This is a genomic window from Paenibacillus sp. MABNR03 (assembly GCF_050455445.1).
GTDB lineage: Bacteria > Bacillota > Bacilli > Paenibacillales > Paenibacillaceae > Paenibacillus > Paenibacillus xylanilyticus.
This window is the reverse complement of the sequence record NZ_JBCIYR010000007.1, coordinates 62,958-81,451: the sequence shown is the minus strand read 5'-3', so window position 1 is coordinate 81,451 and position 18,494 is coordinate 62,958. Positions and strand designations below refer to the sequence as shown.

General features: G+C 48.0%; 21 protein-coding genes and 1 pseudogene. 7 read left to right on the top strand and 15 right to left on the bottom strand.

Annotated features, from left to right (window positions below; translation table 11 throughout):
- Positions 1-3: 3 nt before the first annotated feature.
- The 8 genes from AAIH57_RS25800 to AAIH57_RS25765 all read right to left on the bottom strand — a co-directional run bounded on the left by AAIH57_RS25800 (position 4) and on the right by AAIH57_RS25765 (position 8,000).
- On the bottom strand, positions 4-1,761 hold the full coding sequence (locus tag AAIH57_RS25800) for a sensor histidine kinase (protein ID WP_430023529.1): 1,758 nt from the start codon (positions 1,759-1,761) through the stop codon (positions 4-6).
- Positions 1,758-2,438 carry a response regulator transcription factor gene (locus AAIH57_RS25795; protein WP_175395271.1) on the bottom strand — a complete coding sequence of 227 codons (681 nt, stop codon included), beginning with the start codon at positions 2,436-2,438 and terminating at the stop codon, positions 1,758-1,760. The genes AAIH57_RS25800 and AAIH57_RS25795 overlap by 4 nt, the downstream gene beginning before the upstream one ends.
- A 238-nt stretch (positions 2,439-2,676) precedes the next feature.
- Positions 2,677-3,489 carry a bifunctional hydroxymethylpyrimidine kinase/phosphomethylpyrimidine kinase gene (gene thiD, locus AAIH57_RS25790; RefSeq protein WP_175395270.1) on the bottom strand — a complete coding sequence of 271 codons (813 nt, stop codon included), beginning with the start codon at positions 3,487-3,489 and terminating at the stop codon, positions 2,677-2,679.
- Positions 3,490-3,594: 105 nt separating this feature from the next.
- Complete coding sequence (locus AAIH57_RS25785) at positions 3,595-4,293, bottom strand: ABC transporter permease (RefSeq protein ID WP_175395269.1); 699 nt, start codon at positions 4,291-4,293, stop codon at positions 3,595-3,597.
- A complete protein-coding gene (locus AAIH57_RS25780) occupies positions 4,286-5,209 on the bottom strand; it encodes an ABC transporter ATP-binding protein (RefSeq protein WP_430023528.1) in 924 nt (307 codons plus the stop codon). The genes AAIH57_RS25785 and AAIH57_RS25780 overlap by 8 nt, the downstream gene beginning before the upstream one ends.
- Positions 5,210-5,336: 127 nt before the next feature.
- Complete coding sequence (locus tag AAIH57_RS25775; RefSeq protein ID WP_430023571.1) at positions 5,337-6,260, bottom strand: sensor histidine kinase; 924 nt, start codon at positions 6,258-6,260, stop codon at positions 5,337-5,339.
- A 5-nt stretch (positions 6,261-6,265) separates the two neighbouring features.
- Positions 6,266-6,985 (bottom strand): response regulator transcription factor, encoded by a 720-nt coding sequence (locus tag AAIH57_RS25770; RefSeq protein ID WP_430023527.1) that lies wholly within the window; start codon positions 6,983-6,985, stop codon positions 6,266-6,268.
- 172 nt (positions 6,986-7,157) lie between these two features.
- Positions 7,158-8,000: a DegV family protein gene (locus AAIH57_RS25765; protein WP_175395267.1), complete on the bottom strand. Its 843-nt coding sequence runs from the start codon at positions 7,998-8,000 to the stop codon at positions 7,158-7,160.
- Between the two features lie 305 nt (positions 8,001-8,305).
- On the opposite strand from AAIH57_RS25765, the gene AAIH57_RS25760 reads away from it, so the two are divergent.
- The 4 genes from AAIH57_RS25760 to AAIH57_RS25745 all read left to right on the top strand — a co-directional run bounded on the left by AAIH57_RS25760 (position 8,306) and on the right by AAIH57_RS25745 (position 11,645).
- Positions 8,306-9,082, top strand: a complete 777-nt coding sequence (locus AAIH57_RS25760) for an ABC transporter permease (RefSeq protein WP_175395266.1) — start codon at positions 8,306-8,308, stop codon at positions 9,080-9,082.
- Positions 9,079-9,879, top strand: a complete 801-nt coding sequence (locus tag AAIH57_RS25755) for an ABC transporter permease (RefSeq protein WP_175395265.1) — start codon at positions 9,079-9,081, stop codon at positions 9,877-9,879. The genes AAIH57_RS25760 and AAIH57_RS25755 overlap by 4 nt, the downstream gene beginning before the upstream one ends.
- A 22-nt stretch (positions 9,880-9,901) precedes the next feature.
- Complete coding sequence (locus tag AAIH57_RS25750; protein ID WP_175395368.1) at positions 9,902-10,870, top strand: ABC transporter ATP-binding protein; 969 nt, start codon at positions 9,902-9,904, stop codon at positions 10,868-10,870.
- Between the two features lie 94 nt (positions 10,871-10,964).
- Complete coding sequence (locus tag AAIH57_RS25745) at positions 10,965-11,645, top strand: deacylase (RefSeq protein WP_430023526.1); 681 nt, start codon at positions 10,965-10,967, stop codon at positions 11,643-11,645.
- A 167-nt stretch (positions 11,646-11,812) separates the two neighbouring features.
- Here the strand turns inward: AAIH57_RS25745 and AAIH57_RS25740 are convergent, their stop codons facing one another.
- From AAIH57_RS25740 to AAIH57_RS25730, 3 genes and pseudogenes are all read right to left on the bottom strand, one after another.
- Complete coding sequence (locus AAIH57_RS25740) at positions 11,813-12,277, bottom strand: choice-of-anchor X domain-containing protein (RefSeq protein WP_430023525.1); 465 nt, start codon at positions 12,275-12,277, stop codon at positions 11,813-11,815.
- A 17-nt stretch (positions 12,278-12,294) separates the two neighbouring features.
- The gene (locus AAIH57_RS25735; RefSeq protein WP_430023524.1) at positions 12,295-12,747 is read right to left on the bottom strand and encodes a disulfide oxidoreductase; all 453 of its coding nucleotides are present in this window, start codon (positions 12,745-12,747) and stop codon (positions 12,295-12,297) included.
- Positions 12,748-12,876: 129 nt separating this feature from the next.
- A pseudogene (locus AAIH57_RS25730) lies at positions 12,877-13,077 on the bottom strand (winged helix-turn-helix transcriptional regulator); the annotation flags it as partial.
- A 467-nt stretch (positions 13,078-13,544) separates the two neighbouring features.
- On the opposite strand from AAIH57_RS25730, the gene AAIH57_RS25725 reads away from it, so the two are divergent.
- Positions 13,545-13,751 carry a hypothetical protein gene (locus tag AAIH57_RS25725; RefSeq protein ID WP_175395260.1) on the top strand — a complete coding sequence of 69 codons (207 nt, stop codon included), beginning with the start codon at positions 13,545-13,547 and terminating at the stop codon, positions 13,749-13,751.
- 12 nt (positions 13,752-13,763) lie between these two features.
- On the opposite strand, the gene AAIH57_RS25720 is transcribed toward AAIH57_RS25725, so the two are convergent.
- On the bottom strand, positions 13,764-14,639 hold the full coding sequence (locus tag AAIH57_RS25720) for a phosphotransferase (protein WP_430023523.1): 876 nt from the start codon (positions 14,637-14,639) through the stop codon (positions 13,764-13,766).
- 219 nt (positions 14,640-14,858) lie between these two features.
- Between AAIH57_RS25720 and AAIH57_RS25715 the strand changes: the two genes are divergently transcribed.
- Both AAIH57_RS25715 and AAIH57_RS25710 read left to right on the top strand, forming a co-directional pair.
- Positions 14,859-15,962 (top strand): stalk domain-containing protein, encoded by a 1,104-nt coding sequence (locus tag AAIH57_RS25715; protein ID WP_430023522.1) that lies wholly within the window; start codon positions 14,859-14,861, stop codon positions 15,960-15,962.
- A gap of 196 nt (positions 15,963-16,158) precedes the next feature.
- On the top strand, positions 16,159-16,434 hold the full coding sequence (locus AAIH57_RS25710) for a WXG100 family type VII secretion target (protein ID WP_175395257.1): 276 nt from the start codon (positions 16,159-16,161) through the stop codon (positions 16,432-16,434).
- Positions 16,435-16,513: 79 nt separating this feature from the next.
- On the opposite strand, the gene AAIH57_RS25705 is transcribed toward AAIH57_RS25710, so the two are convergent.
- Genes AAIH57_RS25705 through AAIH57_RS25695 form a run of 3 tightly spaced genes read right to left on the bottom strand, consistent with a single transcriptional unit; the run spans position 16,514 to position 18,494 of the window.
- A complete protein-coding gene (locus AAIH57_RS25705; RefSeq protein WP_175395256.1) occupies positions 16,514-16,780 on the bottom strand; it encodes a DUF4176 domain-containing protein in 267 nt (88 codons plus the stop codon).
- A gap of 13 nt (positions 16,781-16,793) precedes the next feature.
- Entirely contained in the window at positions 16,794-17,531 is a 738-nt protein-coding gene (locus AAIH57_RS25700; RefSeq protein ID WP_175395255.1) for a hypothetical protein, read from the bottom strand.
- A complete protein-coding gene (locus AAIH57_RS25695) occupies positions 17,532-18,494 on the bottom strand; it encodes a hypothetical protein (RefSeq protein WP_246310824.1) in 963 nt (320 codons plus the stop codon). It abuts the gene before it with no gap.

Genomic DNA, 18,494 nt, shown 5'->3' with positions numbered 1-18,494 from the left:
TTACTAAGCATTTGGAAAAATGATATAGAAGCGGACTCCGTCCGGCGTGTTCTCTACTCCATAACTGCACCCGTGCAGATCCAGAATCTGCTTCGCTATAGCCAGGCCCAGCCCGGTTCCTCCCATTTTGCGATTGCGTGATCGCTCTACCCGATAAAACCTTTCCCAGATATATTGGCGTTCAGCTTCCGAAATGCCCTCGCCTTTATTCTCGATGGAGATTCTTACCTGCCCTTCCAGTCTGCTGATCTCAATCATTATATCGGTCTGCGGCAGCGCATGACGTATAGCATTCATCATCATGTTATAAAATACTTGCTCCAGCTTGCTGCGATCTCCCTCAACAGTCTGCTCCGTGGTGGAGACAAGCACGATATCCAGCCCTTTTTCCTTCAGCTGAGGGCCGAGACGACCGGCAATTTCCTCGATCATGTCTCCAAGGACAACAGCACCGGTGTTCAGCTTGATGGCCTGGGACTCCAACCTAACCAGATCCAGCATTTCTTCGACCATGGTTTCCATTTTGACTGCTTCATCGGCAATGATCTCAATGTAACGCTCGCGCTTGTTCTCGCTAACTCCATCCTTCAGACCTTCCGAATACCCTTTGATGATGCTGATGGGTGTTTTGAGTTCATGCGATGCATCGGCAAAGAATTCACGCTGCCGCTGTTCAATCCGCTGCTTCATTTCCATATCCGTCCGCATTTGACGATTTGCCTGCCTGAGTTCTTCCAAGGTCTGCCCTAACGTGGTTGAAAGAGCGTTCAAGCTATCGGACAAACTGCCGATTTCATCATTACGTTTGATCGGTGATTTCACGGTGAAATCAAGGGTCGACATCTTTTTGGCAACATGGTTCAGGGCCAGCAGAGGTTTCGTGACAATTCTGGACAATAGCAGGGACAGGAACAGAATCAATACAAATGCACCCATACCAAAGTATGCATAAAACAAACGAGTTGCTTCATTCGCCTCCCTCATTTCCTGTAGGGAAGTCAGAGAGAAGATAAGCTGCTGCTGTGGCCCGTTCTTATGGACCGGAGCTATGGTAATCACATTCCGGACTCCACTCCAGCTATCGGTCCATTCTTCAGCAAGCATTTTACCATTGGCCAAACTTAGCTGGTCCTCCGTAGTGAGCGGGAAGCGGCTGTTCAGTGCCTGCACAAGCAAGCCCTGTCTCTGACTCCATGTACCCAGATTGGGAAGCACCACTTCGGTTAACACACCAGACCATTCCTGAACCGGCTCAGAGAGCTCCATAAAATCCTCCGTACCTCGCACAGCAGAGTTTTCGTCCTGAATTTTCACCGGATAGACCATCGGTTTGTTCAACCCACTGGCTGGACCTGTGACGGTCAGTTCCTGACCGTACTTCAGATGTGTGGCAATCCAGCCCGCATTCTCACTATTAATAAACAGGGACAGCGACACGTTCACCTGACTGCCGTCCTCACGGAGCAGTGTAATGTGGAACGGGTCATTGACCAGTTTCCCCGTGTTCGTCAGAATCACCAGATGTGACTGATTTTGACGCATAAATTTCCCGGTTTCCTTGGCCAGCTGTACACTATCCCAATGCCCGCTAGAATACTGCTGTTCAAATTTCGCCAGTTTTTTCTTCATGCTGCTAATCTTCTGATGCTGATAAAAGTCCGGGAACCAGACCAACTGGGCAGTCACCGTTGTTCCGTATAGCAGGAGCAGGAAACCCGCCATCACCAGAAACAGTTTCATCGTTACACCATTACGTCTCATGCCTCAGCCTCGAATCGATATCCCGTGCCGATGACTGTACGGATACACTTGGCCTCATCTCCGAGTTTGCTGCGCAGCTTCTTGATATGTGTATCTACAACGCGAGAGTCACCGTCAAAATCATATCCCCATACCCGGTTGAGGATGGCATCCCGGGATAAAACGATTCCCTGATTGCGTGTCAGGTAGAGCAGCAGTTCATACTCTTTCGGAGCAAGCTCTACCTCCACTCCGTCCTTCTCCAGTCGTCTTGCCCAAGGATCAAGCACCGCGTGACCAAACCGGATCACACCCTGTTCCCTGCTGATCGCACCTTCGACTCGCTTCATTAATGTCTCGGCACGCGCGACCAGTACACGAGGGCTGAACGGTTTCGTTACATAGTCATCCACACCAAGGTTAAATCCGTGGATCTTGTCATCATCTTCAGACCTTGCGGTCAGCATTATAATAGGTACGGTGGATTGGGACCGAATATGCCCGCATAGTGTCCATCCATCCATTTCAGGCATCAGTACATCCAGAATGACCAGATCCACTTCATGCAGATCCAGCAATTGGAGCGCTTCAACACCATGTTCCGCCTCAATCACATTCCATTGTTCCTTTATAAAATAATCGGCCACAATTTCACGAATGCGGCTTTCGTCTTCCACGAGAAGCACTGTTCTAACCATGGCCGACTCTCCTTTTATCTTTCTTTTGTTAACATAACGATTTCATGTGTCGTTCGTGTGTCCATCCATGTTCTGGAATGAACTCCATCTTATATACGATTAATAACCATCATAAGTTACTGAATTTTCAACAATCCACACAAAAAGGCGGTTACCAACGAGCCACCTTCGCCCATTGACAACCACCCTTTAGCTGAATCCCATGTTCTCTTTCCGGTACCACTTACAGCATCCGCTATTAGCGTTGGTGCTCCATGCGGTGTGCCGCGTGCAACGTCGGGCCAACAAAACGATTAAGCGGGAATCCGCCAGCAATCGCTTGAGTAATGAAGGCTTTCCCTTCACGTACAGCCTCTTTTACAGACAGACCGCGCGCCAAACCTGCGGTGATCGCTGCAGAGGTTGTGCAACCCGCACCGTGCGTATAACCGGAACCAACAACATCGGCTTCATACCATTCGTAGTTTTTGCCATCATAGAGAAGATCCATCGCTTTGCCTGGGGTAATGACGCCTCTGTCCTTGATCAGGACATGCTTCGCCCCATGGTTGTGAATTACAGCAGCAGCGGCTTCCATCTGTTCCTTGGAACGGATCGGTCCGCTCTTGGCCAGTTGGGAAGCTTCAAACAGATTCGGAGTTACAAGGTCCGCACCCGGCAGCAAAAATTCAATCATCGCTTCCGTGTTCTCAGGCTGCAGCACCTCATCGGTACCTTTGCAGACCATCACCGGATCAATGACGATCTGCGGCAGGCCACTGCGGCGGATATGCTTTGAAACCAGTTCAATAATATCTACGGAACCCAGCATCCCCGTCTTCATGGCATCAAAACCGATTCCGTCCAGAACGGTACGGAGCTGTGCTTCCACTACATCCAGAGCCACAGGGAAGACCTGGTGATCCCACGTCTCAGGCTCCATGGCCACAACTGTAGTCAGTACGGTCATACCGTATACACCAAGCTCCTGGAAAGTTTTCAAATCAGCTTGAATTCCTGCACCACCGCTCGTATCCGAGCCGGCTATTGTCAATGTTTTTGGAATCGTCATGGTAGTCGCATTCTCCTTCGTGTTTCAGTTGACATTATCCTATCCCTTGTACGAGCGGATGTCAATGGCATCTGAAGCCATACGGAGCATGGTTTTGCGAGCATTTTAGTTTACATCTTTTGTCTCCAGTCGAACCATGGACAGTGAAGCGATCCAAAGGCCGATAGCGCCAAGAGTTAATGGAATTACGATAATGGAATTGATGGAAACACTCGGTCCATTAACACCAGAACACACGACCAGAACCAGGAAGATGGATGACACCATTGTAGTCGTGGTTGAGTGTTTCCTCATGCCGAACAACAGAGGGATTAATGCCATCGCAGCAGCAGACAGCGAACTAATCGTGTATTTGATCAGCAGTTGAAGCGCCTCATTACCTGTCAGTTCGCTTGGAATGAAGTGATAGAAATGATCTGTTGCCAGTAGGATTGCTCCCATCAGCAAATTGGTGAACATAATCATGAAAAAGGTAAACAGAAAAACAATAATCAACTTTGCTGCAATAATTTTGTGACGTTTAATTGGATAGGTGAACATCACATTCATCATTTTATTTTTATATTCACTAATGACCAGTTTCGATAATAAGGCACCTGCAAAGATGATAAAGGTTGCCCGTGAAAATGTGTCAATCAACATAAACGAGAGGGGAAAGGTCTTAAAAGCATAATCCTCAGCTCCCCAGTCCACCAAACCGATCATGAGCAGGAACAAGAGGATACCCACATTGGCAATTGCTGCATATCCGAAAAATCGGGCAAATTGATGCTTACGCATTTCCAATAAAGCAAGTTTAAGCAACGTCCCCATCCCCCTTCACAATGTTCAAAAAATATTCCTCCAGTGAATGGGACCGCTTGAAAATGGATTCAATTTCGATCCCATGCTGAACAAGCTGGCCCGTCAATTCTGATGGTGCCACACCGGGGTCATATATGCGAACTGTACGTTCATCGACCAACTTATAATTATTCAGAGTGAGCTGGTGCTCAATGACATAGATCGCTTTACGGGCATTGATCACCTGCAGCTCAATGTATTCGCTCTGAGTGCCGCGAATGCTCTCCATGGACACCTCTTCTATTAGGCGACCACCACGAATCACCCCTACCGTATCGGCAATTTGCTCAATCTCGCCCAGAATGTGACTGGAGATGAGCAAAGTAATTCTATATTCCGCACTAAGGCGTTTGAACAGGTCTCGCATTTCTTTGATTCCAACAGGATCGAGTCCGTTAATAGGTTCATCGAGGATGAGAAATTCAGGCGTGGTAATCAGTGCACGAGCAATACCCAGCCTCTGTCTCATACCGAGAGAGAAATCACGTACTGGTTTATTGTCTGTATTTTTCAGTCCTACACTCTCCATCATCTGATCAATAACCTTTTTATTATGAAACCCCATATACTCACAGTGGAGCTCCAAGTTATCCCTGGCGGACAATTTATCGTAGAAAAAAGGATATTCAATGATGCTGCCTATTCGCTTAAGTACTTCATAAGAGTTGGGGGTAAGCTTCTCACCGAACATTTCAATCTCCCCTACGGTGGGCTTAACCAGATTGGTCAACATTTTCATAATTGTCGTTTTCCCTGCACCGTTCGGCCCTAAAAATCCGTAAATTTCACCTTGCTTGATATTCATATTGACGTTGGATACGACCTCCGTGCCTGCATAGGTTTTGGTCACACCGATGGTGCGTGCAATATAGTTCATCTCTTCTTGTTCTCCTTTACGATCCCTGATGGGTTCTTATATCTGTATTGTAAAGAGAAAAGTCTGCTTTTTTATTAATCAAATCTTACAAAAAGCTTAAGTTCGTCAAAATACACAAAAAAGGTAACTAACGAGATTTTAGAGTGACTTTAAATGAAGTCCGCTCATAAGGTACACTGCGCAGATCAATGCGTCCCCCCATCCGTTCGACAAGTCGCTTCGTGATGGTGAGGCCAAGCCCGCTTCCATGATAGAGACGGTTACGGGAATCCTCCAGAGTATACATGCGTTCAAAGACACGGTCATGTTCCCTTTCCGGAATGCCTTTGCCCCTGTCCCAGATTTGAAGCATGACCTCTCCGTTATTCGTTTGTTCAAGCAAAAGGCCCAATACCTTACCATCCGCACCATATCGCATCGCATTGGTAATCAGATTATCCAGCACCCGGTCGAGTGCATCCTCATTACCGGTCACGAAGAAATCCCCCTCAGGAATGGACAGCTCTACCTGCAGGCCCTGATTCGTTAACATTTCATAAAAGGAAAGCACCTTCACCCTGCATAGTTCACTAAGATTTATCCGAGTTAATGCAAGTTCGGTATCCCCAGACTCCAGTTTTGCCAGATCAAAAAAGGAATGTATCAGACGCAGCACCTCCTGCGCCTTATCCTGGATCTTGCTGATCATCACTTCCCGCTCCTGATCGGTTAATGAAGAGCTGTGCAGCAATGTCTCACTGTAGCCCAGCACTACCGTAAGTGGTGTCTTCAAGTCATGCGAGATGTTGGACAGCATGTTGCGTATCTCCTTCTCCTGATTAGCATACCGGGCTCCGGTCCGGTGTGCATAATCCAGTAACTCGTTAATGTCGGCCAGAAGCTGACGGATCTGGGCATCGCTGCTGAACACCAGCAGCCGTTCATAAGTCTCTTCATCCAGAATGCCTGCGAGTTTCTGATGAATATATGCCAATTGCCGGCTGCGTTTGGTCAGCCTTATCGCCAGTAGAATGATAACAATGATGAGAACGCCAACCAACATGCCCAAAATCAAGGTCACTTCTGTTCCACCTCCAGCTTGTAGCCGATACCCCACAACGTCTTGATGTATTGGGGTGCCGATGGGTCTGTCTCAATCTTTTCGCGCAAACGGCGCATATGTACGTTAATAATATTCTCGTCCCCATAGTAATGATCATTCCAGACGGACGCGTAGATCTGGGCCTTCGTAAACACTTTGCCAGGATGGGTAACAAACAGTTTCAGAATGCCGAATTCCTTGGATGTCAGCCTTACGGGTGCCCCCTCTCGCTCAACCTCATAGGTTTCCATATCGACCACCAACCCCCCGATTTCAATACGTTGATTCTTGGCTGCGACTTCATTAACAGGTGGTGCAGCATAGTTGGCACGACGAATGGCGGCCTTGATTCGGGCAGTCAGCTCAATTAACGAAAATGGCTTACTCAGATAGTCGTCTGCGCCGAAACCAAGTCCAAGTGCCTTGTCCACTTCCCCATCCTTCGCGGATAGTATTAATACGGGTACAAGACTGGCAGCCCGTATAGTCTGCAGCACTTCCATGCCGCTTCGGTGAGGCAGCATAAGGTCCAGAATTACAAGATCATACGCAGGCTGTGCTTCCTGAAACTTGCGCTCTGCCTCTAATCCGTCATATGCATAAGTGACGTTGTAGCCCTCCTTTTCCAGATATGGCCCAACCATCTCACTAATTGAACGATCATCTTCTACGAACAGCAAACGGTAACTTGACACGTCAATTCCCTCCAGCCTCTCTATTTCTTTTATTACCTCACAGTTCAGTTGAATTGGCAATGCGTGGAATGACACTTCTTCAAACGTCACTTCAAAAATGAATCACAAAAAAACCGGCAGGAGAGCCACCTATCTTCAAGGGTGGCACCCGCCGGGTCTATGGTCAATCTCTTTATATCGTCTCACTTCGTATCCAGCATAGTCCAATCGTACCCGCACCTGCATGGATGCCCACCACAGGGATAAAAGGCATAATTTCAGTCTTAAGCCGGGGAAGCAGATCGGCAATTTGCTGTTTGATCGTGAGGGCTTCTTCTTGGTTGTTGGCATGCATGATACATACATGTTTAACTTTCTCCATGTCCACCTTGAGTACCTCCAGCATGCGCTGTTTGGCACGTTTAAAAGTTCGAATCTTCTCGCCTACAACAACTTTGCCCTCATCAAACCGCAGGAGCAGGTGAATCTTCAACAATTGGCTGAGCACCAGCTGTGTGCCAGACACGCGGCCACTGCGGTGGAGATGCTGAAGACTGGCCGGAATGAGGTAAAAGGACATGTTATCCATCATCTGCTCAATGTGCAGCTTAATTTCAGTTACCGTACATCCCTGTTTCTGCTTTTCCAAGCCTTGCAAAATCATCTCCCGCAGCGGGTAGGCTCCTGCTCTGGAATCAATTGCAGTCACCGACACTCCAGCAATCTCTGCAGCCTGCATCGAAGTATGCAGCGTTCCGCTAAGCGCGGTTGAGCAGTGAATGGTGATGATCTCGTCATACTGTCCTTTTAGCGATTCATACAGTTCGATAAATTCACCTATAGGCGGCTGAGAACTGCTTGCTCTTGAAACCTCAGCAAGCCTCTCATAGAACTGTTCTGATGAGATATCCTCCGTCTCCCGATAACATTCTTCTCCTAATACGACGCGCAGCGGTACAATGTATACGTGATTCTGCTCTGCAAACAGCGGATCAAGCGTGCTGGTACTATCGGTAACCCATGCAATTTTTTTCATTCCAACCTTCTCTCTTGCCGGATTGTTGAAGCTGTATCCCCCATCGTCAGGCACATGCCCGGCGGATTATTTAAAATTTGAATAGTTCAGATTGTAAACGTTTACGTCCTTGCTCCTCCATTATAAAGGACTGAACAGACCGCTGTCTTGTGGCGCATTGTTGAACAGCCCTGTTTCTTCCGGGATATCCCAAAAAAATGTCTTGCCTGTGAAGGAATAAATTGGTATGCTGTTGTCCTTCTCTCTTTTTCGCCTTGACTGAAGTGAACGGGACCGCCGTTCAACCAACTTATCGGAGGTGTCACATGCTTTATTTCACTCTGGCTTCCAAAGCCTACTCCCGGAACCTGCAATACCGCGGGGCCCACATGGTACATAACCTGGCAAGCGCCATGTTCGGTTACATGTATGCCTGTCTCTGGATTGGCATCGGGGCCGACCACTCTCTCGGAGAATACGGGACACAGGGGATGGTCAGTTACATTGCGTTTACGCAATCCTCTCTCTGGATCTCCGGATTTCTCACCAATGGACTGGGCATTCCACTTACTGTCAGGACAGGGCAGATCGCGCTGGATCTCATGAGGCCAGTGCATCTGTTTACCCACCTGATGGCACGTGAATGGGGGCAGATTGCCTACCAGTTCGTGTACAAAAGCATTCCGATTTACCTGCTATTCTCCATCGTATTCTCACTGCAATGGCCCACGGAAGCTTCAACCCTGCTATTTGCCGCACTTGGTCTTGCCGGCGCATCCTATTTATCCATCTGTATGAATTACATTATTGGTGCCACCGCGATGTGGACTACAGAGTCCTCCTGGCTGCATTGGGGCAATCACGCCTTGATGAATCTGCTCGCCGGTTTCTTCATCCCGCTGGAATGGCTGCCAAACTGGCTTGAACGAATTGCCTGGCTATCGCCCTATCCTTTCCTGCTCTATGTCCCAACCCGAATTTATCTAGGTTACGAAAATGGCTACTTGTTATGGGGAACCTTGCTTTGGTGTGTCCTCATGACTTTAATCTGTCTGGCAATCACACAGGTACTGCGCCGTAAAGTGGAGGTGCAGGGCGGATGAAAGCCACTTCCTGGTTCACCTTATATAAAATGCTCATTCGAACAAGCATCCGCAGCCGGATGCAATACAAGTTCAATTTCATCATGGCCTCCGTTCTGGCCGCATTGATTCAAATCTCCGAGTTTCTGATGGTTGCGCTCGTGCTGCACAAATTCGGAGCGATTAAAGGCTGGTCTCTTCATGAGATTGGTTATCTCTTCGCCATCATGACCTTATCCAAGACACTGTATCGGACGTTCGGCAATGAGGTGCATCATCTGGAAAAATATTTGGTCGACGGCGAACTTGATCAACTATTAACCCGTCCCATGCCCGTATTACTGGCACTGCTCCCACAAAACTTCCGCATCATGGCTGGTGAAGTGTTACAAGGCGGGTTTATTCTCTGCTGGTCTCTGGCAGGCATGATGCATAGCGGACAAATCGGCTGGACAGCCATTCCGTTCTCGTTACTTATCATTCTGACCGGGGCAGTTATCCTATTTTCCATCGGACTTGCTACCGCAACACTGGGCTTCTGGACTACACGCATCGAGGAGCTGCAGACCATCACCGAGGATGCAGCGCGTACGGCTGCCCAATATCCACTGACGTTATATCCCAAGTGGATGTCTGGCATTCTGTTAACCGTGATCCCGGTTGGTTTTGTCAACTATGTTCCATCCCTCTACCTGCTTCGCGGTCAATTAGGTGCATGGGTTCTTGTTGCGATTGTTGTTGTAGCCGCCCTGAGTCTCATCATGAGCCTGCGTTTCTGGAAATTCGGCATCACCAAATATCAAAGTACAGGTAGCTGAGGAGGAGAATATCGTCATGACTATGATTACAGCGCGGCATCTGCAAAAGGAATTCAAAACCCCTGTGGTACGTGAGGGCCGGTTCTCCGGGCTTCGCACCTTGTTTTCACGTGAGTATCTGTCCAAGGAAGCCGTTCGAGACATTAGCTTTGACATTGCCAAAGGGGAATTTGTTGGTTATATCGGGCCGAACGGGGCTGGCAAATCCACCACGATTAAAATGCTGACGGGTATCCTTCATCCGACCTCGGGTGAAGTCTTGCTCGCAGGGATGAATCCACATCAGGAAAGGCGCCGAACAGTCGGACGCCTGGGGGTGGTGTTCGGACAGCGCAGCCAGCTCTGGTGGGATCTGCCCGTGAAGGATTCGTATGATATTTTGGCCGAGATGTACGGAGTCCGTGCCGAGGACAAAACGAAACGACTGGCCCAGTTCGCGGAGCTGCTGGATCTGGAATCGTTCTGGGCTACGCCTGTCCGGAAGCTCTCGCTTGGACAGCGGATGCGTGCCGATCTGGCAGCTTCCATGCTGCATGACCCCGAACTGCTTTTTCTCGATGAACCAACGATCGGGCTGGATGTGAACGCCAAACGGAACATTCGGCAGTTTCTGCGCACCTTAAATGAGGACTTTGGCAAAACCATTTTGCTCACGACTCATGACATGGACGATATCGAGCAATTGTGCAGTCGCGTGATGGTGATTAATCACGGTCAGCTTACGTATGACGGAAGCATCGACTCTCTGCGGGATACGATTGGTCTCCCCACACGTATTCGGGTGACTTATCGAGGTTCGTTTCACATCCCGGACAACGTATCCCCTGTAATTCAGATGACGAGTGTGGAGGGCCAGATCGTTACCATTGAAGTGAACCGAAAAGAATGGAGCACCATGGACATTCTGAAACAGCTCGAACACTGGGGCGAAATTGAAGATGTGGAGATGAAAGAACCTGATTTTGAGGATATTATCCACCGGGTATATTGAATGACCCATTTTGTCCGGATCTGTGCCAGAGCCTGTTCGGATGCCGTTACATGCCAGATGGACATGACGTACTGTAATAGCGGAGGTGATGTACATGCTTGTCACAAAACATGTACTTGCAGTAGCGTCCAGCACGCACGCCACTCCCTATTATCTGATACGCGGAGCTCATCCCGGACCGGTGATGATCATTACATCCGGGGTACACGGCAACGAGACGGCGAGCATGGCTGCTGCGCAGAAACTTGCTGACGATTGCATGGCAGGACGCCAAACTATCCAGCGAGGGCTCCTGATTATCATTCCGCGCGTGAACCAGAAGGCTTATGAGAAGAGGATTAGAGGCAATCCTGATCTAAACAGAACATTTCCACGACGAGTATCTGGAAAGGGCAAGCACCCACTTGCTTCTGCTGTCTTTCGCATCGCTCGTGAATATGGACCGGACTGGTGGATTGACCTGCACGAAGCCAACGGATTGTCCCAGCTCAGTTCTCGTGTATTGGGGCAAACGTTGATCACCAATCCTGGAAGCCGCGCCGTTCCGGTATGCAAAAGAATTATTGGTCAAATGAATCGTTCAATCGCAAATCGTGATCGGCACTTCAATCTGAAGCAGCATGAACTCCCGGGATCTGCCCGCACAGCTGCCGCCAGGTTGCTGCAGGCCCGTTCGGTTACCGTCGAGACCTGCTGGAGCCTGAAGCGCTCGGTACGGATCAAGTATCAGACGAGAATTGTACGTCACTTTTTGTGGGAAGCAGGCTTTGTATGAAATGAAATAACCTCCCAAATTCCATCGCCTGTGTGCGTGGAAGGGAGGTTATTCGTTTATCCTTATCCTCGATTAGTGCCTGCTCCTGGTAAACGACGCCATACAGCCAGAAGGCTGATGCTTATCATTTATCGGGTTGGAAGCTTACGCATATACGGATAAGGATCTTATTGAGCAGCTGCTTCGCCTGAGACAACCGTTACCTTGGTTCTCGGCATCGCATGCATTGACCCTGCGGTAACATGGACCTGAACGACATACACGCCCGCTTCTTCAAACGTATAGTTGGCTTCGTATATCCCATCTCCTGCTGATGCAGCAGTAATTGCTCCCTGAGCTTCCAGGTCTTCAGGATTCATCATGCCCTTATCTGCAGCAGGGACAGCTGGTTCATTCTCTTCATTCCACACCTGAAATTGCACATGATCCGCATCATACACAGGTCGATCTCCCTGTGTCAGTTTCATTTGCAACGCGACATCTTCCTTGATTGACACCTCGTCCGGCACCATGAGCTGCACCTTAATCATCTCCAGCGGTTCCGTCCCCTGGGATTGCTCTTCGTTGGAGCAGCCCACCATCGTGAGGAGCAGGATGATTACGGGCATGAACCAACGGACTTGTCCACTCATCTATCATCTGTCCTTTCTTATGAAGAAGATTTTGGTGTTTTGCCAATCCCCCACAACATCACAATAATGATGATAAAAGCAATCAGTGCAAGTAGTGGAATCGTGATGAAACCAAACCAGTTCAGATAGTCGGTGTAACAAGGAATCCGTCCACAAGCCACGGAATTTCCTGTGGCCGAATAGATGCGCTGAATCGTAACATGATATAACGAGATCCCGCCTCCAATGAAACTTAGTGGCAGCACATATTTGGTAATGCCCACGTCATCCTTAAAGTAGGCGATACCGAGCACCACAGTCAGTGGATACATGAAAATCCGCTGGAACCAACATAGATCACATGGGATATACCCCTTGATCTCGCTGAAATACAAGCTTCCTCCCGTCGCGATGACGGATACGGCCCAAGCGATAAACAGCCGGGTATCCACATTTCTTGCCGGACGCTCGGGTTTTGATGATGCACTCATTCATCTGGCCTCCTTTGCATTTTGCTCATACCGAAATATCATACCTCATTCGTGACTCGAAGGGCTAACCAAACCATTATGTAGGGTGTTACATGATGATCATTATACCAAATATTTGATATTTTGAGTTCATTTAGGATCACATTGAATGTGTTCATCCTGCTCCATTCCTTTGGTTCTTGCGTACGTATTTCCCCATTCACACATCGTGTTTAATACCGGAATAAATGATTGTCCAAGTTCAGTCAAACTATATTCCACTTTGGGCGGCACCTCTTTAAATATTTCCCTACGGACAAGTCCATCGCCTTCCAATTGTTTCAATTGATCGGTTAGGAGCCGTCACTCCCCAATAGATACTTTAATGTGCCTATACCACCTTTTTGTGCGTTATTTTCTCATTTGTTATTGCCTACTATAATTCAAAAGAGTCTTAAATAACAACGATGGAGATGGTCTGAAGCGCTCAGAGATTATCTCGCAAATGCTGCAATACAGTATTATGCAAATAAATCGAATGAAGAGCTGAAGCTCGAGTTAGGCCGGGATGTAAGCCTGGCATCGATGTCATTTATTCTGTTGGCAAACGAATCCGGTTTTGAAACCATTACCATGTCAGGTTATGATTCCGCCCAATTAAAAAACAGCTACAGCTGTACGGGCTGCCGAATCGTTGTTTTTAATGGCTAAGACAGGCACTTTATTTTCCTTTATCTCACAATCACACCTTACATCACAGGTCATCCTGGGGTACAATAAAAACATAAAGATCAACCCTTTTTGAAGGAGGTCTACTCATGTCATGGCTGCCTTATATTTTAATTATTGGTATTGCGCTGGTCGGTGGAATTGCTACAGTAATCATCGGAAATTCCAAAGCCAATCAGACCAGCAACCCTGAATATGACCGCCGGACCAAGCAAAACTTAAGTCGATTAACCTATGTATACGTTGGTGCAATCGTGCTTGGCATGGGCGGACTGATCCTGTACCTAGTGAACTAAACCAGCAAGGGTTCAGTTAAGTATGGCGTTAAACGTTTGTAATACTTCCAAATTCCGTCGTACATATGGGATGGTTTGGGGAACAATTCCCCTCTCCCTGATTACCGCCAGCAAGCCCCGCAGCATCCATACATGGATTTGTTGAAATAATTCTCCCCTGTTAAACACAGCATCACCCTGCACATATCCGCGTTCAAAGTCTGCCACGATGGTTTCCAATTCTCTTACAGTTACGGACGGACGTATTGTGGAAGTCAGCACAGCAGCCAGATCAAAATGATGATTGCCCCTTCTTACTTCGCCCATATCAATAATCTGAACAGCCTCCTCTGTAAACAGAAGATTCCAAATCCCCAGATCTCCATGAATGACCGCACTGTACTCCATGTTGTACTCCATGCATCTCTCGGTATGCCCCGCTAGTGCTCGTATTTCTTCGGATAATGAATTGTTCACTTTAGCGGATACTTCGCTCCATAATTGAGGTAATGCAAAACGATCTCCCTGTTGAGGGATATCCAGATGTTTCGTGAATTGATGAAAGTTGGAGAGCACCTTTCCTAACCGGACAAAATCAACGCGAACCTGATCATGCGGAATCGTATGGTCTATGTAGGTTTGCAAATTATAAATCTTGTGGTTGTAGAGAATATAGGGCAGACCTCCTCTAGCTTGGAGCATGTTTGGAGAAATACGAACGGATGCTAGTACCTTATAAAGTTCATGTTCAGACAGGGCCTGCTGTTCATTCCTGAGCTCACGCAGCACATATTTGCCCGTGGTGGCATGGATCAGCATTGCGTTCGAACTGCTGCCTTTCTGTAAGGCCTTTCTGCTTAAAATTTTGCCAATATCATAATGATCCGCCACAAAATCAAGGTCAGTCATGACTCCTCCCTCCTTTGCTTTTCTTTGGAGTCTTGTCCGGATGATAAATGGTCGATGTTTACAAGTTGGAGATAATTCAGAATTATTATGGATACCTTCTGGGTTTAATATAAAGCCATAAGGGACAGCGAGCCCATTCAAATTACAACCATATAAGTTGATCCTGACATTTTACACTAAAACGTAGAGTGCAGAACCAATCTGAAGGAGAGATATAATATGAAAAAAAACCTGAAGAAATCCGCAGCAACGATGATGGTACTCGGCATGACACTAACAGGAGCTGCTGGTGTATTTGCCGGTACTCAACTGGAAAAAATCTCGGCTTATCTTAACCACGGCATCAGCTTCAATGTAGACGGTGCAGCTTATACACCAACCGATGGCAACGGCAACAACCTGGCTCCGATCACCTACAACAATTCAACTTATCTGCCTGTACGTGCCATTGCGGATGCGCTGCACGTACCTGTATCGTATGACGGCAAAAAAGGCCAAGTCACCATCGGCGAAGCGACAAGCAATCCCTCGACGCTAACCAATGTATCCTATAGCGCTGCACAAAAGGAAGCCATCCAAAAAGCGTTTGCACAGTTTGATGGTTTTGAGACAGCTTACGCACCTCAGCAAAGCGTCTCGGGTGATACTTTTAAAAGTGTAGGTGCTGGTGGCGATGGTGTAAGCTTTATCTTCAGCCATATGAAAGTAAGTGTAACTCCGAGAGATTATTCGGATGGTTACAGCAGCAAGGATGTAAAATTGTCTAACGGCGTTATCGCCAAATGGTACACACCGGATCAAACGGGCATGCTCACATTCCAGTTGGATGACCGTTATGTAACGCTCAGCTCCCCTGATCATAAGCTGACTCAGGCACAGCTTGCACAAGTAGCTGTATCTGTACAGAAAGTAAACAGCAATGATCAAGGTGTTACCGGGTTTGCTGATGTAAACTACACCAAGAATCAAACAGCAACCATCCGTAAGGAGTTTGCCAAATTCCAAGGGTTTGAGACAGCTTACGCACCTCAGCATATGATTGCCGGTGATGCATTCAAAAGTGTGGGTGCTGGTGGTGACGGCGTGAACTTCGTCTTTAACCAAATGAATGTTACGGTATCGCCGAAAGACTACTCCTTCAGCTATGATGGAAAAGAAGTAAAACTGTCCAATGGCGTAACTGCGAAGTGGTATACACCGGACAAAACAGATATGCTCACGTTCAAACTCGATGATCGCTATGTTACGCTCAGCTCACCAAATAACACACTGACCCACACACAACTGGAGCAAATGGCTGTATCCGTGCAAAAGTTGAAATAAAATAAACACATCAAGCACACATCATTTTGCTTCCCCATATGCTTGGGGCTCATTTGATGTGTGTTTTGTCCTATTCAAGACGTAGCAACTGCTGAGAAAACAAGGCTTTCGTCCAGCTTCATTTCGTAAAAAAAGGGGTTATAATGAATGGTATATGTACGATTGGCAGACGTATAACAGATAAGGAGTGAATCCGATGAACCAGCGAATCGATCTATCGCCTGAGGAGCTGCAGCAGCTAGCAGGTGAATTCAGCAAGGCATCCCAGAACGGCAATGATATTCTCGCTCAGCTCAAAACGATGGTCGAGCAGGCCGAAGGCCAGTGGGAAGGTGAACGGCAGCGTGAATTCATGCAGCGCATTAATGACAGCATGACATCGATAAGCAATTACCTGCTCGGTTTGCAGGAAACCAGCACCAGCCTGCAGCAGACCGCGACCCGTTTCCGTGAAACGGATCAGTCACGATAGTGCTGATCCGTTAGGTTGTATTCAAAAGAATTTGCAGCCGTTAGCCTTTGCAAAGATAGCATTCTTTTCTCCAAGTAAATCACTCACTCAAGCTAGCAGCAAACACTTCTTCTTCCTCATCCACATATCCTCTAAAAATAATCTCCTCAATATCTTCATGATTGAACACATACGTATAATCCGGATTAATGTATCCTTCCGGATACAAACAACCAATATAGTCGAACTGCCGAGGCGGTTCGGTCATTAACATTTGCTTGCGTCCATAGATGACAAGCTTTTTGGTGCCTTCCTTCAGCCGGATCACGGAGCCGTTGGGCAATAAGGTCGGTGTTTCTTTTTCCATGTTTTAACCTCCATTAACTATTCTGTGTCTTGTGGACAGAAGTTCCTTGGGCGATGCTCATTACCCGGCGAAGCCAGTAATAACGATGCACATCCATGATAAAGTGAAATACAACAAAAGCCAGCATAATATATACGCACATGAGGACAACCGCAACCGTCTGCTGCGTTACAAAGGCCAGTGATAGGTTGGCCAGCAGATACCCGGCTCCGGTTAACATGGTCAGCGTGGCCACAGGCATGCGTGAACCTGCACCCGCTTTTGGGCGATGCGGGGACTGCTGCAGTTTACGCAGGTGAAACTTGGCATATTGATACAAGGCGAAACCGTACACGGCAAACGACCCAATCGCATACCACGGAGTTGTCAGTCCGAGCATGCCATAGGCAAACTTTTGCACGATAATCATGAATCCCAAGGAACAGACAATCCCGAATACTCCCCGGAACAGAACATAATTCAACTGCAGCCTGCGCGGGGCCACAATCAGAGCTACAGCCCACACATTCATTACCGCCAGAGGAGGCAGCAAAATATAGACGTATAAGGACTGGAACGGAACACTGAACACAGGGATCAAAAGGAATACGTTAAGAAAGAACAGCACAAGCGTACCTGCACTGAAACGTATTCCATCCACTGCATATACAGCAAGATAATTCTCAAACGCATCCTGATGGAAGGAGGTTCCTTCAGCCCTTTTTGTAACTGAAGTGGTCGTCGATGACGTGGAACGTTTCTGGCGCGCCATCTATTTGAACCATCCTGAGACGGTAGACCAGGCCTTCTTCGCTCCGTGTTTCACCACATCTTTCACGGAATCATCCTGTCCATCGCCATCAAGGTCCATGTTCATGGTTACCCCTTCCGCGAGATAAGTCAGACCTACGGATACGCCCAAACCAACTGCACCTACAGCCAGCACGGGTGCTGCTGCAGGCAGAATGGCAGCTGTCAGGAGCGTTGCCCCTACCGTCGTCGCCCCACCGACAACAACGTTTCCGATGATATCCCCGGCGATCTTGTCACTGGATGCATTCTGGCTGATGTTCTCCTGGGTATCCGTAAAAACATCAATCCCTACGCTGGCCCAGCCCAGTTTGTCCGTTAATGCTGACCTGACCGCATAACCTGGTTTGATCATCGAGGCAATTTCCTTAATCTGTGGCGTAGCTGTTCCGTTTGCTATTTTGGCTTCAATGTCACGGACATAATGGATTTTGTAATCCCTTGGTCTGCCGTTGACTACCGTGTTGCCCTTGACGGAATCATAACTTTCACGAACCAAAATACGAGGTGTATTCCGATCGAGCTGCTGCTTCACCATATAACCATTCCTGACCCGATACCCCAGCTTGGCAACGGCTGCAGCAGCGGTCACTGTTCCTACCGTGCTCCCCGGCCCATCAAATGGAGCAAGTGGATTAAAGCCGGTAAGCCCGAATGTGCCCCCGGATTGGTCCTCCTGCTCCATTCGCTCACGTGTCGTTTTCACATATGCAGCCAGCTGCTGCATGCTCTGTCCAGCGGTCTGAAACCGCTGCTGGTGGGACTGGTACAGACCGATAATGGTCTGCCGATTCCCCGACTGCCAGGCTGCTCCCTGGATGGAGCGCTGAAGAACACCATCTACCTGCTGCAGCTGTGCAGTAACCTGTTCAATCTGCTGTGCGAGCGAATTCAAGTACTCTGCCTTCATGACAATTTTGGTCAA

What these genes read in the sequence shown, in the direction of transcription:
- AAIH57_RS25765 (WP_175395267.1), bottom strand. Translation starts at nt 8,000, where the DNA reads ATGAAAAAAATTGCATGGGTTACCGATAGTACCAGCACGCTTGATCCG.
- AAIH57_RS25715 (WP_430023522.1), top strand. Translation starts at nt 14,859, where the DNA reads ATGAAAAAAAACCTGAAGAAATCCGCAGCAACGATGATGGTACTCGGC.
- AAIH57_RS25745 (WP_430023526.1), top strand. Translation starts at nt 10,965, where the DNA reads ATGCTTGTCACAAAACATGTACTTGCAGTAGCGTCCAGCACGCACGCC.
- AAIH57_RS25735 (WP_430023524.1), bottom strand. Translation starts at nt 12,747, where the DNA reads ATGAGTGCATCATCAAAACCCGAGCGTCCGGCAAGAAATGTGGATACC.
- thiD (WP_175395270.1), bottom strand. Translation starts at nt 3,489, where the DNA reads ATGACGATTCCAAAAACATTGACAATAGCCGGCTCGGATACGAGCGGT.
- AAIH57_RS25710 (WP_175395257.1), top strand. Translation starts at nt 16,159, where the DNA reads ATGAACCAGCGAATCGATCTATCGCCTGAGGAGCTGCAGCAGCTAGCA.
- AAIH57_RS25720 (WP_430023523.1), bottom strand. Translation starts at nt 14,639, where the DNA reads ATGACTGACCTTGATTTTGTGGCGGATCATTATGATATTGGCAAAATT.
- AAIH57_RS25795 (WP_175395271.1), bottom strand. Translation starts at nt 2,438, where the DNA reads ATGGTTAGAACAGTGCTTCTCGTGGAAGACGAAAGCCGCATTCGTGAA.
- AAIH57_RS25755 (WP_175395265.1), top strand. Translation starts at nt 9,079, where the DNA reads ATGAAAGCCACTTCCTGGTTCACCTTATATAAAATGCTCATTCGAACA.
- AAIH57_RS25800 (WP_430023529.1), bottom strand. Translation starts at nt 1,761, where the DNA reads ATGAGACGTAATGGTGTAACGATGAAACTGTTTCTGGTGATGGCGGGT.
- AAIH57_RS25750 (WP_175395368.1), top strand. Translation starts at nt 9,902, where the DNA reads ATGATTACAGCGCGGCATCTGCAAAAGGAATTCAAAACCCCTGTGGTA.
- AAIH57_RS25740 (WP_430023525.1), bottom strand. Translation starts at nt 12,277, where the DNA reads ATGAGTGGACAAGTCCGTTGGTTCATGCCCGTAATCATCCTGCTCCTC.
- AAIH57_RS25725 (WP_175395260.1), top strand. Translation starts at nt 13,545, where the DNA reads ATGTCATGGCTGCCTTATATTTTAATTATTGGTATTGCGCTGGTCGGT.
- AAIH57_RS25700 (WP_175395255.1), bottom strand. Translation starts at nt 17,531, where the DNA reads ATGGCGCGCCAGAAACGTTCCACGTCATCGACGACCACTTCAGTTACA.
- AAIH57_RS25705 (WP_175395256.1), bottom strand. Translation starts at nt 16,780, where the DNA reads ATGGAAAAAGAAACACCGACCTTATTGCCCAACGGCTCCGTGATCCGG.
- AAIH57_RS25780 (WP_430023528.1), bottom strand. Translation starts at nt 5,209, where the DNA reads ATGAACTATATTGCACGCACCATCGGTGTGACCAAAACCTATGCAGGC.
- AAIH57_RS25760 (WP_175395266.1), top strand. Translation starts at nt 8,306, where the DNA reads ATGCTTTATTTCACTCTGGCTTCCAAAGCCTACTCCCGGAACCTGCAA.